Origin of the sequence: Lyngbya sp. PCC 8106, assembly GCF_000169095.1 — a bacterium.
In the GTDB taxonomy this organism is placed as follows: domain Bacteria; phylum Cyanobacteriota; class Cyanobacteriia; order Cyanobacteriales; family Microcoleaceae; genus Capilliphycus.
Genome location: NZ_AAVU01000044.1, coordinates 1 through 14,786, shown reverse-complemented (window position 1 = coordinate 14,786; position 14,786 = coordinate 1). Strand labels below are relative to the sequence as shown.

The following is a 14,786-nucleotide window of genomic DNA, read 5'->3' as shown; positions in this document are numbered from 1 at the left end:
AAAAGCACGATTTTTGTTAGACAAACTGACTCCAATCCCGAATCAACCCCAATTTCAAAATTAAACCCCTTTTTAGAGATGTCCTCTCCTGCTTCTGGCCCTTTTAAAAGCCGTCTGTTGAACTTAATTGTCGAGAATTATCAGCAGTTTCTCGATCACTGTGGTTTGACTTGGCGACAAGTTCAGTTTTCGACCAGTACAACGGTACAAGCCGTGATGTACTCAGTTTACTCCCTGTTTCAGAGTCTGGTCAAAGGAAAAAAACGCCTTCAGTCTACTCAACCTCCCGAGTCACCCCAACTCAACGCGGCGCAAACCAGTCCGAAGCAACAAGGAGACTGCTGTGACCAGCCCATTCTTGATCTTCTGATCATTGCCCGTGAAGAAGTCAAACGTTCTCGACGGTTAAAAGTGCATCCCGATTCAGTGCAAGCGATCGCCTCTCAACGGCAAACAAAAAAATTAGTCTTAGTGGGGGCAGATGATCAAATTTTAGATGTGCTTTCTTGGAGACAACGGGTAAAACTTCGCCTCTATATTTCTCGAACAAAATACTCTCCTCAATCTTCTCCCGAATCTCCCGTATTTTCTGCCATCACCCTCGCCCAAAACTATACCCAGGCAATCACTCGCACAACTGAAGAATTGGGAATCACCCTGCGTCAAGCATGGCTTTCGAGTGCCAAACAATTAACGATTCATACCCCAGAAAATCACTCCATTCAACCCTCCTCCGCCAATTTTCATCAAGTTCAAGCGGTAATTTGGGCGGCGATAGATTACTTCTTTTTTAAAGATTATAACTCTCAATTACACTCCGAGTCTCAACCGGAAAATGTGCTGAGTGGAAACCCTCAAAATCAACAATTAACCCCCCAACCCCAAAAAAGTCAAGCCCCAATTCTTGCCAATTCCCGGCGTCCCTTGGCTGCAACTTCCACGACGAAATCTGAAAAATATTCCGCCAAGAGCTTGACAACCTCCCCAGACTGTGGTTTAATAATGAGTGATGCCATAAAATATTCTGAGCTAGGCGATCGCAACGATAGCGCCTCCCGAGAGTATTTGTCAGCAGAAGCAACAGCAGTGGGTTATGTCAAGCATCCCTTAGAACAGGTACTCGAATGGCTAGATCGAGTGCTGTTTTGGATTGAAGAAGGGGTGATCAGAGCCTGGGAATGGATCAAACAAAGATAGATCAGCCCAATCCACCTCGCGTCAAAATCCGTCAAATTTTAAGATAAGATGAAAAAACTGTACGTTGTGTATAGCTGCTTTCATTTGAAAATCGCACTTTAGGAGAGATCATCATGGAGACTCTAAAAATCGCTGTTTATATAGTCGTGTCCTTCTTTGTCTTACTGTTCATCTTTGGATTTTTGTCCAACGACCCCGCTCGCAACCCCAAGCGTAAAGACATGGAATAATTCCCAAAAATCAGCCGGGTCTTTGTCTTCGATCCTATCAATACAAGTTGAGTTCAAACAACTTTTGCAAATACTCGACATAAGTAGCTCATTAACTGTGTTAAGATAACGAGCTTGAATTGTCATTAGTCATCAGTCAGTCGGCTCAATGGCTAATGGCATTGTTCGAGTGCAGTCCTTCACGCGGTTGAACTGATAAAATCGGGCTGCTCGTGTGATTTTTGTTACCAAACTATGCCCTACCCGGTACCGCCACCTGAACCGCCTCCCCTTGTTCAAACCCTCCCCTATCCAACCCCCAAGACACTTCAACCTCAGACGATTCCAACCTCAACGGAGTTGTCTTCCGGTGTGATATCCGACCAACCGGATCAACAAATACACCGAAATAAAACGATCGCCTATCAACTCCCAAAACTCAAAGCCCTAAAACAAGAGTTGGCATCATCTTCATCCTCATCCTCAGTATCGGCGGACTCACTGGGGCCTCCTTTGTCTTTAAATTTAGCAAATTCTCCCGACTCTCAACTGCGAGGAAAAGTGAGTTATGACTTCGCCTCCTCCTTAAACTTTGCTCCCAAAACCTTTTCAACCCCTGAGACTCCATTACTCTCTCAAACCCCTTCAGAACCCAACCCAGAAGCAGAAATCCCGATACCCGTTATTTTACCGACAGATCTCTTAGAGGTGACAGCAGATCGTCAGGAATTTGACCAACGACGTCAAATCGTTACCACCGAAGGAAATGTAATGATCCGCTTTCAAAACGTTTTAATTGATGCCGATAAAGCCCAAGTCAATTTAAACACTCGTCAGGTTGTCGCCAGCGGAAATGTCGCCCTCACCCGAGAAAACCAAGTCATCCGGGGGGAACGCATGGACTACAACTTGGTAAAAAGCACAGGTGTAATTACCAATGCTAGTGGGGTGATTTCAACCGATGAGCTGACTGCGACTCAGGTTTCTGAACCCTTACAAGAACAAGGAGTAGGGCCAGTGGTTCGTTCCCCAATTAGCGATCGCATTACTTCATCCCAACCCGTCGAAAATGTTGTCCCGACAGAGGGGGCGGATGTGGAAGTCAGTGGCTTATCCTTTCCAGACTTACAAGGAAATGTGAACCGCCTGCGGTTTGAAGCTGACCGAATTGACATCTTACCGAATGGAGAATGGGAAGCCCAAGATGTGCGAATTACCAACGATCCCTTTTCACCCCCCGAATTGGAACTCCGGGCTGATACCGCTCGCCTACGACGCATTTCTCGCTTTCAAGATGAACTCCTGACAACGGGTTCTCGCCTCGTCTTTGATCAAAACTTTGCTTTACCTTTATTTCGCGATCGCACCGTGATTGATCGCCGTCAACGGGAACCGACCCCCATTTCGATTGGCTATGACCTCGATGATCTCGGCGGTTACTATGTCGAGTGGAATGTTAATCCCCTCAGATTTGGGCCGATTGGTTTAGATATTTCTCCCCAATTGTTATTTCAAAGAGCATTTGAGGAAGATCTCGATCCCGGTGATGGTGGATTTTATGGCTTACAAGCTCAACTCTCGGGGCCACTTTCTCCCCAAACCTTTGTCGATAGCCGCTTATCGATTACCAACTTTGAAGATTTTCCCGATCTCGATGAAGATGAATATCGCGCCAGTATTCGGGTACGACAGTTAATTCACGGTTATACCCTCACCGGAGAGTACAGCTATCGCGATCGGATTTTCAATGGAACACTAGGCTTCCGAACTATTCAACGCAGTGCGGGGGCGGTGTTAACCTCTCCAGAAATTTTACTGGGAAACTCCGGGGCGGTGTTTAAATTCCAAGGGGGATTACAACAAATTGAAGCCAGAACGGATCGCTTAGATATCCTGACTCAACCGGGTCGGGATAATGATCGCACGACTCGCACCCGTTTTCAAGGACTGGCAACTTTAGTTTATCCGCCGATTATTTGGCAAGGGAAAGCTTTACCCCTAACACCCACAGAAGGGTTAAAATACACTTCTAGACCTGTTGTTCCGTTTATTCGGTTGATTTTGCAAGCCCAGGGAGTAACGAATATCTACACTGAAGATGATTCCCAATCCTATCTGAGTGGTACAGTCGGATTTCAAGGACAATTTGGTCACTTTTCCCGAGATTTTTTTGACTATACCGGATTTAATCTTCTTTATACTCAAGTTGCTCTCGATGGAGAATCTCCGTTTTTGTTTGATCGACGGGTGGATGAAAGTATTCTCACTTTTGGACTGGTTCAGCAAATTTATGGCGGTTTACGGGCAGGTTTTGAATATTCAATTAATTTAGAAAATGGTTTGGCAGTCGATAATGAGTTTACTTTAGAATATAGTCGTCGGACTTATGGTGTGATTTTGCGAATTAGTCCCGTTCGACGGATTGGTAGTTTGAATCTGCGGATTAGTGATTTTAACTGGACAGGAGGTTCTGAACCGTTCTCAGGGATTAAAGAATAAGGGAGTTTGACTTTCTCATCTTTTGTCTTGCTTGTGCTAGTATTGCTTTGATTTGTTAAAAATTTCGAGATTAAGTTAATTTTTAATGAATTTTTATTGTGTTTGAAGTTTCACCGGATCATGGGGCGATTGCAGCGGCTTTGCTGACGCACTATAGTTTTGATTTGGGAGATTATTCTAGCGAAGAAAGGGTCGAGGAATGGGGGGATAACTATGAATATTATTGGATTTATTTTGCGGTGATCGAAGCCCTTTATCAAGGTCGGTATAAATCAATTTCTGTAGCACAGATTTTATCGATTTGGTTGCGTCGAGGTAAGCCTATTTATCATTTTAATTGGGAGTTTGAGCAGTTAATTTGTAAAAATTTACCCAAAGCTTTAACGGAGGGAGAGGAAGTTGGAGAACCATCTAATATCGGAGAAATGGCTCCAGATACAACTCTAGAAAATTCCTCATCTGTCGAACCTTCAAAACCCAGAGAATTCTCAACTCGACCTCCTTTGTCCTTAACAAAACCTCCCCGAACTTCTACTTCAATTCATACGGATTTTATGGTTAAATTAAAGATGATTTTAGAAAACAGTCAAAAAACACTTCCACCCGCGAGTTCCTTTCCCGAAGGTGAACTTTGAATTTTAGCGATCTATCCTAAACGACGCCGTAAGACTTGTAATAAAGTGTTCATTTCTTCGGGTAATGGTGCAATTGCTTCGATCCACTCTTCTGTAACGGGATGTTGTAATTTTAACTTCCACGCATGAAGGGCTTGACCTGATAAATTAACCCCAACAGATCGCCCACTACTATAGTCTAAATCCCCGACAATTGGATGTCCGATAAAGTTACTATGAACTCGAATTTGATGCGTTCTTCCTGTTTCTAGGGTAAATAAAATCAAGCTATAGTTTCCTAAACGTTCTTGAATTTGCCAATGAGTAATTGCATTTCTTCCCCCTCTTTCAATGGTCACAACGGCCATTTTTTTGCGATCAGCCAGATGTCGCCCGATGGGTTGTTCTATTGTCCCAAAATCTGCTTTATGTGAACCATAAACGACTCCTAAATATTGACGTTGGGCGGTTTTATTTTTAATTTGTTGTTGTAAACTTTGCAGGGAAAAATCAGTTTTTGCAACGACAATTGCCCCGGTGGTATCCTTATCTAAACGATGCACAATTCCCGGACGTTCAACCCCTCCAATTCCGGCGAGTGTATCACAATGGGCGAGTAACGCATTGACGAGGGTATCATTAACGTGTCCCGCAGAGGGATGAACCACTAAACCCGCCTGTTTGTTAATAATAATCAGGTGTTCATCTTCATATAAAATATCGAGAGGAATGTCAACGGCTTCCAGTTCTAAAGGTTCGTTCGGTGGAATTTTAACTTCGATATGATCTCCCCTTTTTAGCGTTAACTTTTTAGAAACACAAACTTTTTGATTAACGGTAACATGACCTTGAGAAATGAGGGTTTGAATCCGTGATCGAGATAGAGTCTCTAGGCTTTCCGATAACCACCGATCTAAACGGTAATTTTGTGGTTCTAAAGTGGTTTGATTTTGCTCGGATACAGTTAATGTAATTGTTTGTTCACTATTCATTGGGATAATTAGAAAGAGAATCGGGATCAATCTCTATATTTTGCTGAATGGTGATATTCCAGTTTTCCAATGTCGTTCCTACCACTTGATGGAGTTCAGTAATTGAGTTGATATAACTTATTCTAGCATTTAATTCACGATTTCTCGCCCGTCCCAAATCTTCTTGAAACCGAACTAAATCGACAATAGAAACATCTCCTGCTCCCAGTTGAATCTTTTCTTGTTCATTGCTAAACTGTTCTTCAGCGAGTTGGGTTGCTCGTTGAGCGAGTTGAACTTGTCTCAAGTTATTATCAACCTCTCGAATCCGATTTTGAACTTCGATAGTAATTTGCTGAAATTCCTCATCTAACTCATTTTTAGCTTGAACTAAATCAACTTGGCGACGTTTAAACTCTCGTTCTATATTCCGATCGCCTAATGTTTTGCTGAGTTCAATTCCAGCCCTCACCTCGGTTCTATCTTCAACAATATCTGGAGCTAATTCGCGACTTGCATCTGTAGTTAAATCAATATTCCAACGTCGGTTATTTTCAGCAACTTGTAGTTCAAAGTTAGAGCGTTCTACATCCAGTTTAGCTTTTAAATAATCCGGTCTATTTTCTAAAGCAAGTTGTTGCATAATATCAATATTTAGAGAGATAGAGTCTATCGGGGTTTCTTCTTGAAGCGCAACAATATTTAAGTCCTGATCAATATCAAGAATGTCGAGAAGTGCTAACCGTTGTTGCTGAAGATTATTTTCTGCATCTAAAACATTAATTTCTTGATCTGCAACCCGAGTTTGCACCTGAACTAAATCTACTCTAGCTCGACGACCTGCATCAATTAAAATCTGAGTCGTTTCGACTTGTTGTTGAGCAATTTCTAAAGAGTTTTGTTCGATTTTGAGTTGTTCTTGAGCTTGAACTAAGCGGCGATAAGCTAAAATTGCCTCTGTAATTTGATCGATTAATATTGATTTTAAATCCAATAAGTTAATTGTCTCCTCAATTCGAGCAATTTTAATCGAAGCTTGATTGAGATCAATTCCTCCTCCTCTGAGTAAAGGCTGTCTAAAAGAGAGTTCTAGGTTTTGTCTAAAGATATTATTATTTTGATCATTCAAATTGTTTCCACTGCGGTTTTCTCTTCGACCTTCCCAACCCACATTTAATTCTCCCCCGGTTGGAATGGTCATTTCAAGTCCTGCTGATAACACCGCACCACTGGTTGTATTCCTTGTTCCACCTTGTTCTATATTTCGCCAATCTAAAGCAATATTGGGGGTAAAATTCGGAACAAATTTATCTTCAGCAACAATTAAATCTTGTTGTTGTACAATCCGTTCTAAATACTGATTTTTAATATTACGATTGTTTTCTAAAGCCAGGAAAATTGTATCTTCTAACCTCAGTGTCACACCTGAAAGTTCCGATGAATTATTCTCGGCTTCAGGTTTAGATTCTCCCTGACTCTCAGGCTGAGTTGGAGCGGTTGTAAACTTTTCTGTTTCTATTTTAGCCCGTAGATTATCAGGATAAAGGTTTTGATTTGAACGAGTATAATTTAGATTTTTATTGTTCTGATCTGATGATGAATTCGGTAATTTATTTATTTGTGAATTGAGATTATTAACCGTATTTTCAGGCTCTTTTTTAGAAGGAACAAGAGACAAATTTGTAGGAATTTGATAGTCAGGAATTGTTGTTAATTGATCAGGGGTTGGTATCGAACTTTTCGGCTGACGATGAATAGTCCCCATAATCGCCTGACTTTCAATAGATTGAGGAACTTTAAACGTTGGGTTGGGGGAAGGTTGAGGGTTAATAATTGAGGGAGTTTCGGTTAACAATTGGGGTTGAGTTTCGCTTTGAACTTCTGAGGGTGAACGCATAGCATCGGCGTTAGAAAATCGCCATCCGACAGCTAAAGCGACTATTAAACTCAGCGTTCCACTCAGGATTAAACCGAGTCGAATTTTCCCAGAGGGTGGAGACTGAGAAGCAGAATTTTCGGATGAATAATCAGGAGATAAAGACATAAAAAATTACGGCTAATTTCATCAAAAAATTAATCAGCTTAAGTGATTATCCCTTTAAAGCTTTAACAGGATCGAGTTGACTCGCGCGTAACGAGGGAAAAAATCCGGCTCCGACACCGACGAACACAGCAGATGATAAGGCGATCGCAGCACTGCGACTCTCAAAGGCATAGGGGAACTCAAAGCGCTGGGCTACAATCACCGTTAACCCATGAACGGTGGCGATCGCGAGGCTTCCCCCAACCAAGCTTAAGATAGCTGCTTCTAGGATAAACTGCAACATGACATCTTTTTGGGTGGCTCCTATCGCCCGTCGCAAGCCGATTTCAGGGGTTCGTTCGATTACTGAGGCGATCGTTACATTGGCAATTCCTACGCCTCCAACTAAAAGCGAAATAGCACCGACAACTAACAATGCAGTTGAGACAGATTCTAGGGTGTTTTTCTGTTCTAAAATCTCTTCTACCGTGTTCCACGACCAAAATTGAGAGCCTTTATAACGCTGTTCTAAAAGTTGTATAGCCTGTTCCTCTAAAGATTGTAAATCTTCAAGTTTTTGAGGACGTATTAAGATAGATCTTATCGTATAATTTCCACTAATTGTACTTTGAAATGCAGTCGTCATCCACACTTCACCTTCGGGTTCTTCGTTTTCCGCACTTGTCGGTAATATCCCCACAACACTGTAAGGTTTTAAGTCAATATAAAGGTTTTGACCTAAAGGGTTTTGCTGCTGAAACAATTGCTTTGCTAGATATTCATCGATCATAACAACAGGTCGAAAGCTTTGGTAATCTGTAGAATTAAAAGCTCGTCCCGCTACAAGTTGTTGACCCGAGGTTTCAAGATGGTTCGGAGCGACGGCGATCATATTTGGAGTTGCTTCTTTGTCTTGAAATACTACTAGAGATGAACGCATCCAATTAATTCCACTAATGGCTTTTGCTTGCTTTAAACGTCTTTTTAAGAATTCTATATCTTCTAAGGTGAAGGCTATTCTTTGGCGAGTTATTCGGTTCCTCTGGGGAACTAAACCGACTTGCGGTGCGTTTCTTTCTGCGAGTTGTTGGGCGATAACGGCTTGACTAATACTCCGAACTTGTAGCGTCGCACTCACCGCCGCAACGCCCATAAATACGCCAACTATTGTTAGGCTGGAACGCAGAGGATTTCCGAGGAGAGACTGACAACTTAAACCAATTAAATTAAAAGGAGATAGACTCATTTTTTACAGATTTTGTGGGATAATTAGTTACGTCTGCGGTTACGTCGAGGGCTACTTTGAGTATTGCTTTCACTCGGAGTAGAAGAAGCTTCTGTGATCGGTATTCCGGGTTCTAATTTGGTTTCGGGTAGAGGGGAAATTATGGTATCACCTGCTTTTAAACCCGATGTTATTTCCACCTGAATTAACCCTTCTAAGCCAAGTGTAACGGGTTGTTTTTGAGCGGTATTTTCAGAATCTAAAGCCCAAACATAGTTAGATTGTCCTTCCCGTTGAATTAATTCAGTATTTAATACGACTACATTATTACGTTCTTCTAAGATAATTTCTACACTCACGGCACTTCCGGGTATTAATGTTCGGGTGGGTTGATCGAGTTGAATAGTTGCGGGAACAGTGGCTTGACCTGATTCAGAATCATTATTATTTCCTGAACTTCTTGCTTGTAAACCGATACTTTGAACTCGTCCGGTAAAGGTTTCTGAATTCGGACCAATAATACTAATTCGAGCCAGTTGGTTCGGTTGAACTTTAGCAGCATCGAGGGTAGAAAGTTGTAGTTGAATGAGTTCTTGATCGGGATCTCCCAAACTCATTAATTCATCACTACGATTGACTCCATCTCCCGGTTTAACATTAATATTAAGTATAACTCCATCAATAGGAGCAGTAACAATATTGTTTTCTAAAGTTAGAGCTGCTTCTTGATATTCGACTTTAAGACGTTCAAGTTCGCTTTGGCTTTGTTTCCATTCAGACTGAGCTTGCTGAAGTTCTATTTCTGCTTCAAAAACTGGACTACTACTCACACTATTTTGAATTTCAAGTTCTTTAACTTGTTCTGTTTCTAACTCTATTTGAGAATTTTTAAAATCAAGTTCAGCATCTCGTAATCCAGTTTGACGTTCTCGAACAGTTTGTCTTTGACGATCAATTTCTTGTTGAGCAACAAACCCCCGTTCTAACAGTTTTTCTAAATTTTCAAGTTCCGCTTCTGCGGCTTCCAAACTATATTTTGCTTCTTCAACTTTTTGGCGATCACGATTAATTTGTGCTTTTATTTTCTTAATTTCTAAATCTTTAATCGCTCGTTTAGATACCACTTCTTGCTGATAATCTTCTAAATCATCTTCATAGTTTGCTTGAGCAATTCTTAACTTTTCTTGAGCTTCTTCTATTTTTTCTCGATTGCGTTCAATGATTAACTCTTGCTTTTGAATCTCTAATTGACTTTTATTTAAAATTGTTTCTCGTTGGGGATTTCGCAAAATGATTAATTCTTGACCTGGGGAAATTTTGTCTCCTGATTGAACTAACAGGCGCTCAACAGCACCTTCTTCGGGTGATTTAATCGTTCGTTGTCCACCGAGTTCAACGGTTCCCCCTGAATTAATTTTATTGTCAACATTACCCAATTTAACTTCAACAAATTCAGCACTTGTGGGAGTCAAAGGTCGATTTTTTATCCAATCATAACCCCAGATTCCACCTAAACTGAGGCTGGCTAAAATAAACGCTCCCGTTAGCCAGCGCATTCCCACTTGATAGGCTTTTTTAGCTTGATAATCTAGGCTAGACACAGTAAACTTTAAGCTTGAAATTTAACGATAAAAATACCAAACATCCTTGACCATCTGACTCAATTGGCTCCTTTCAGTTTAACCTGCTTTACGAGAATTTATCTTCCTTCAACCGAGGGCAGACAATGGGGTAAAATTTCTTGTAGATGAACCACACCTCCAATAATGGCGATCGCTGGCGCTTCAAAGCCTGTATCTTCTACTTGTTGTACAATTGTATCTAACTGTCCGATTAATTCTTCTTGTTCGGGTCTGGTTCCCCAACGAATCAAGGCGATGGGAGTTTCAGGCGATCGACCTGCGGCGATCAATTCTGAAGTAATATAAGCTAAATTATGAACACCCATATAAATTACCAGCGTTTCTGAACCTTGAGCGATCGCTTTCCAATTCACTTCGGGTCGATATTTTCCGGCGGCTTCGTGACCCGTCACAAATGTCACCGATGAGCTATAATTGCGGTGGGTGAGTGGAATTCCGGCATAAGCGGGTGCTGCAATTCCAGAGGTTACACCCGGTACAACTTCGACCGATATTCCCATTTTCACTAAGTCTTCCATTTCTTCGCCCCCTCGTCCAAAAACAAACGGATCACCGCCTTTGAGTCGGACAATTATTGCGTGAGTTTTTGCTTTTTCGATTAAAATTTGAGTAATCTCATCTTGCTTTTTTGAGTGGCGTCCCCGTCGTTTTCCCGCGTGAATCTTTTCGGCTTCGGGGTTAATCATATTTAGAATTGGCGAACTCACTAAAGCATCATACACAACAACATCTGCACATTGAAGAAGTCCTTTTCCTTTAAGAGTAAATAATCCAGGATCTCCGGGGCCTGCACCAACTAAATATACTTTACCGTAATTTTTAGCTTTATTGTCTACAATACTCTCACTCATGCTTCTCTCGCTTTTACTCCCAACTGACTCAATTTTGTTGACTGTCGTTGATTTTAACTCTCGATTAGCTTATTATACTCAATTCTTTTGTGTACGGTGCATCAAACAGTAGGGTGCATCAAACCGTCATGTTTATTAACCCAACCTAGTAAATATAAATCATTTGATGCACCCCAGTCTTTTTTTAGGTTTTATACCGAAGAAACTAACTCAATTAAAGCTTCAGCTAATTTTTGATAATCTGAAGAAGTATTATAAATTTGAGCGGATATTCGCATGAGTTGTTGCGGTTTATTTTCCCACGGAATGATCGGAACTTCTATTTTAAATTGTTCCCAGAGTTGGGTTTGTAAGCTCGGGATAAACTGCAATTTATCGGGAAGAATAATCGTTGCCATTGCACCAATCATTTCATCAGGACAAGGTAAAACAACGGCTAATTTTTCCCCTAACATTTTCCGAGCATCTATTACTTTGTTATGATTATTCTGGATTAATTCTGACCATCCACCCGGTTGCAATGATCCCATAAATTTGATGGCTTCAGGAATGCAAAAATAAGCGGTCGGATCATGGGTTCCCATCCAGTCAAATTCGAGTTTAAAGCGGGAGCGATCTGTGCGAGGAGAGTTTGCACCATGACTAATGGTTACCGGATGAATTTTGCTTTGTTTATCCGGGTGAACATACAAAAATGCGGCTCCTTTAGGTGCTGAAAGCCATTTATGACAGTTTCCACTATAATAAGTTGCGCCGATTTCCGGTAAGTTTAAAGGTAACATTCCCGGTGCATGAGCGCCATCGACTAAGCTCTCTATCCCCCGTGAATTAAGTTCTTTAATTAAAGGTTGGAGAGGAAAAATTAAACCCGTTTGGCTACTAATGTGATCAATTAAAACTAATTTTGTGCGGGGTGTAATTTGGTCTAAAATACTGGAAATAATCTCATCGGGTGAGTTGAGGGGAAAGGGAATGTTCGCAATTGTAACTTTTGCACCCCAACGTTCGGCGACAAAGTTTAAAGCGTTGCGACAAGCGTTATACTCATGGTTAGTCGTCAGCAATTCATCTGTGGGCGAAAAACACAGCGATCGCAGTACACTATTAATACCCGTTGTGGCGTTGGGAACAAAAACGAGTTCGTCTGCTATTACACCCAAAAATTCAGCTAACTGACGACGTGCTTCATCCAACAGTGACTCCCACTCCCGCACGAAAAAATGAACAGGTTGACGTTCTAGTTGTTCTCGCAGTTGAGTTTGTCGCTGCAAAACGGGAATTGGACAAGCGCCAAAAGAACCATGATTGAGAAAGGTCACTTCGGAGTCAAGTAACCAATACGAACGGTAGTCTGAGGTCTGAAATTCTACATCCAGCATTCCATTCCCCATTCTCAATCCTTTTTATATATTTAAACTCCCCGGGTAGGATTCGAACCTACGACCAATCGGTTAACAGCCGACCGCTCTACCACTGAGCTACCGAGGATTGCTCTCAAAATTTTAGTTTAGTCACAGTTATCTATAGTAACCGCAAGCCCTAAAAAAAGTCAACCCCCCAGAGATATTTTTTTTAGGTTTATTGCTTGAGTCCCATGCGTAACATGGCTAGGCGTTTCTGAGACTCTGCATCTAGAGAATTAGCCAGAAAACGACTAGAAGACTGCTTATTGGATTTGTGACGGCGTTGGCGACGACGAGCCGTTGATTCGACATCGTGAGCCAATTGCAAAGCTGACATCCATTCAGCCCCGTAACCGATCACCGTGAGTTGATGCGCTCGGTCTGAGGTGGCAACAATTAACCTCCGCCGAGACAACCGTAATTGATGAGCCAGAGTTGCACAGATCTTTTCAATATAAGTATCTGCGGTCTGACCATAATCTGTGTAATGAACAGATACATTGCGAGTGACCGTTTCCACAACGCTAGGGGTATTTTGATAATGAGCATCAAAGACGACCCGAGCATCAAGTCCTTCAAAAGCACTGTAGTTGACCAATGTCTCTACAAGTGTGCGACGAGCTTCTTCCATTCCTTCCCCTTCTTGCTTCGTTCGCAATAGGGGCCAGACTCCGATCATGTTATAACCATCAACTAGGAGGATGGCTTTTGATGAATGACGTGGCATGGCTTAGGACTCTGATACTCTTCATAAATTTACATAGCGTGCAGTTACACCACCTAGCGGTGACATTTTTTTCTTAACACATTATTACATACGGATGAATCAGAATCACAACAAAAATCAAAGGATGCTCAACCTCGGAGTTAGGCCTGCTGATATTTACTCATTTTCTGAACTGCCCTTGCTTGCTCTGTTTTCCCGTCTCCCCTACCCCAAGCGATCGCAAATATTTAAGTATTTCCGATCAGGTCGGTACTTTGACCTGAAGTTCAAAACCTCAAGTCAGAGAACCGATAGCCATCGAGAAACCAAAATACAGCTTAGGTGTCGATCTGTTGCATCAAACGCTGTTTCAAGGGTTCAGGATCACCTTGAGCAACGACCCGCCCTCCCGAAAGCAGAAAAGCGCCATCACTGTAATCAAGTTCGTTGAGGCGATGGGTTACCCACAACGCCGTAATCCCTCGACTTTTAACCAAAGAACGAACTTGACTAACGAGATCGAGTTGGCTGTCGGGGTCAAGCAAAGCAGTGGGTTCATCAAACAACAAAACCTGGCATTGTCTCGCCAAAGCCCCAGCGATCGCAATCCGTTGTTTTTGACCCCCACTGAGGGCATAGATCGGGCGTCGCTGCAACTCCTGTAACTTCACCGCCGACAGTGCATCAACGACCCGTTGACGAACTTCTGTTAAAGACAGTTGATCTTCAACCAATCCAAACGCCACATCAGCCCCCACACTTGGCATAACCAGTTGATGGTCAGGGTTTTGAAACACAAACCCCACTCGACCTTGAAGGGCAATATCCCCAGACTGGGAGGCGAGTAACCCCGCCAACAAACGCAACAAGGTGGACTTCCCGCTACCATTTGTCCCCAATAGCATCCAAAATTCCCCTTGAGGAACCGCTAGAGAGCAAGACTTCAAGACCTGTGCGCCTGTCGGCCAACTATAGCAAAGGTTACGAACCGTAATGGCTGAGGTGGGAACATTTAGGGAGTCTGAGGGGTTCATTCTCCAACTAGATTCATAAAGCCAGGTGTTCTTCCTGTAGTTGATGCTCCGGACTTCTGAGAAATTTGCACCGCCGCAATTTCGCTACTGAGAATTGAAATTTTTTTGTCAGGAATCTTATCACAAGTTAGTTCTAGCACTTGAGGCTGACTGGCTTGCATGGCATCGATCACTTTTTGATAGACCCCTTGAGCGTCTTCGAGTGACTTTTGTTCGACCGACAGCGGAATGGGTGTGTACTTAACAATCAGATCAATCGAGAACATAAATCTTTAAGAAAACTTAAAAGTTAGAACTTCATCAATCAGTATAGTATGGCAGATTTTGAGCTGTGATCTTCACGGTAGACTCTCAGAGAACGATTCTGCTAGATCTCGCTACTCAGCGTTGGTTTCCAGGACTAGACCGCCT

The 14,786-nt window shown here is 42.2% G+C and carries 13 protein-coding genes and 1 tRNA gene; 4 read left to right on the top strand and 10 right to left on the bottom strand.

Translation table 11 applies throughout. From position 1 onward, the window contains the following. The first annotated feature begins 78 nt into the window (after positions 1-78). The 4 genes from L8106_RS23380 to L8106_RS29910 all read left to right on the top strand — a co-directional run bounded on the left by L8106_RS23380 (position 79) and on the right by L8106_RS29910 (position 4,540). Entirely contained in the window at positions 79-1,197 is a 1,119-nt protein-coding gene (locus L8106_RS23380; RefSeq protein ID WP_009786954.1) for a hypothetical protein, read from the top strand. A 113-nt stretch (positions 1,198-1,310) separates the two neighbouring features. Further along, positions 1,311-1,427, top strand: coding sequence for a photosystem II reaction center protein I (locus L8106_RS30965; RefSeq protein WP_023069444.1), 117 nt, complete (start codon positions 1,311-1,313; stop codon positions 1,425-1,427). 234 nt (positions 1,428-1,661) lie between these two features. Next, positions 1,662-3,905 (top strand): DUF3769 domain-containing protein, encoded by a 2,244-nt coding sequence (locus L8106_RS23370; protein WP_009786953.1) that lies wholly within the window; start codon positions 1,662-1,664, stop codon positions 3,903-3,905. Positions 3,906-4,003: 98 nt separating this feature from the next. Further along, positions 4,004-4,540 (top strand): hypothetical protein, encoded by a 537-nt coding sequence (locus L8106_RS29910; protein ID WP_009786952.1) that lies wholly within the window; start codon positions 4,004-4,006, stop codon positions 4,538-4,540. 11 nt (positions 4,541-4,551) lie between these two features. Here L8106_RS29910 and L8106_RS23360 read toward each other — a convergent pair whose 3' ends face one another. From L8106_RS23360 to L8106_RS23315, 10 genes are all read right to left on the bottom strand, one after another. Next, positions 4,552-5,511 (bottom strand): RluA family pseudouridine synthase, encoded by a 960-nt coding sequence (locus L8106_RS23360; protein WP_009786951.1) that lies wholly within the window; start codon positions 5,509-5,511, stop codon positions 4,552-4,554. Continuing rightward, positions 5,504-7,534: a TolC family protein gene (locus L8106_RS23355; RefSeq protein WP_009786950.1), complete on the bottom strand. Its 2,031-nt coding sequence runs from the start codon at positions 7,532-7,534 to the stop codon at positions 5,504-5,506. The genes L8106_RS23360 and L8106_RS23355 overlap by 8 nt, the downstream gene beginning before the upstream one ends. A 46-nt stretch (positions 7,535-7,580) precedes the next feature. Next, positions 7,581-8,759, bottom strand: a complete 1,179-nt coding sequence (locus tag L8106_RS23350; RefSeq protein WP_009786949.1) for an ABC transporter permease — start codon at positions 8,757-8,759, stop codon at positions 7,581-7,583. 23 nt (positions 8,760-8,782) lie between these two features. After that, a complete protein-coding gene (locus tag L8106_RS23345) occupies positions 8,783-10,339 on the bottom strand; it encodes an efflux RND transporter periplasmic adaptor subunit (RefSeq protein ID WP_009786948.1) in 1,557 nt (518 codons plus the stop codon). Between the two features lie 98 nt (positions 10,340-10,437). Beyond that, complete coding sequence (gene cobA, locus L8106_RS23340; protein WP_009786947.1) at positions 10,438-11,232, bottom strand: uroporphyrinogen-III C-methyltransferase; 795 nt, start codon at positions 11,230-11,232, stop codon at positions 10,438-10,440. Between the two features lie 191 nt (positions 11,233-11,423). After that, a complete protein-coding gene (locus L8106_RS23335) occupies positions 11,424-12,611 on the bottom strand; it encodes an aminotransferase class V-fold PLP-dependent enzyme (protein WP_039897053.1) in 1,188 nt (395 codons plus the stop codon). Positions 12,612-12,648: 37 nt separating this feature from the next. Further along, positions 12,649-12,720, bottom strand: a tRNA-Asn gene (locus L8106_RS23330). A 90-nt stretch (positions 12,721-12,810) separates the two neighbouring features. Next, positions 12,811-13,362 carry an NYN domain-containing protein gene (locus L8106_RS23325; RefSeq protein WP_039897051.1) on the bottom strand — a complete coding sequence of 184 codons (552 nt, stop codon included), beginning with the start codon at positions 13,360-13,362 and terminating at the stop codon, positions 12,811-12,813. 317 nt (positions 13,363-13,679) lie between these two features. Then, positions 13,680-14,375 carry an energy-coupling factor ABC transporter ATP-binding protein gene (locus tag L8106_RS23320; protein WP_009786944.1) on the bottom strand — a complete coding sequence of 232 codons (696 nt, stop codon included), beginning with the start codon at positions 14,373-14,375 and terminating at the stop codon, positions 13,680-13,682. Next, positions 14,372-14,641: a hypothetical protein gene (locus L8106_RS23315; RefSeq protein ID WP_009786943.1), complete on the bottom strand. Its 270-nt coding sequence runs from the start codon at positions 14,639-14,641 to the stop codon at positions 14,372-14,374. Before L8106_RS23315 ends, L8106_RS23320 begins: the two co-directional genes overlap by 4 nt. Positions 14,642-14,786: the final 145 nt, after the last annotated feature.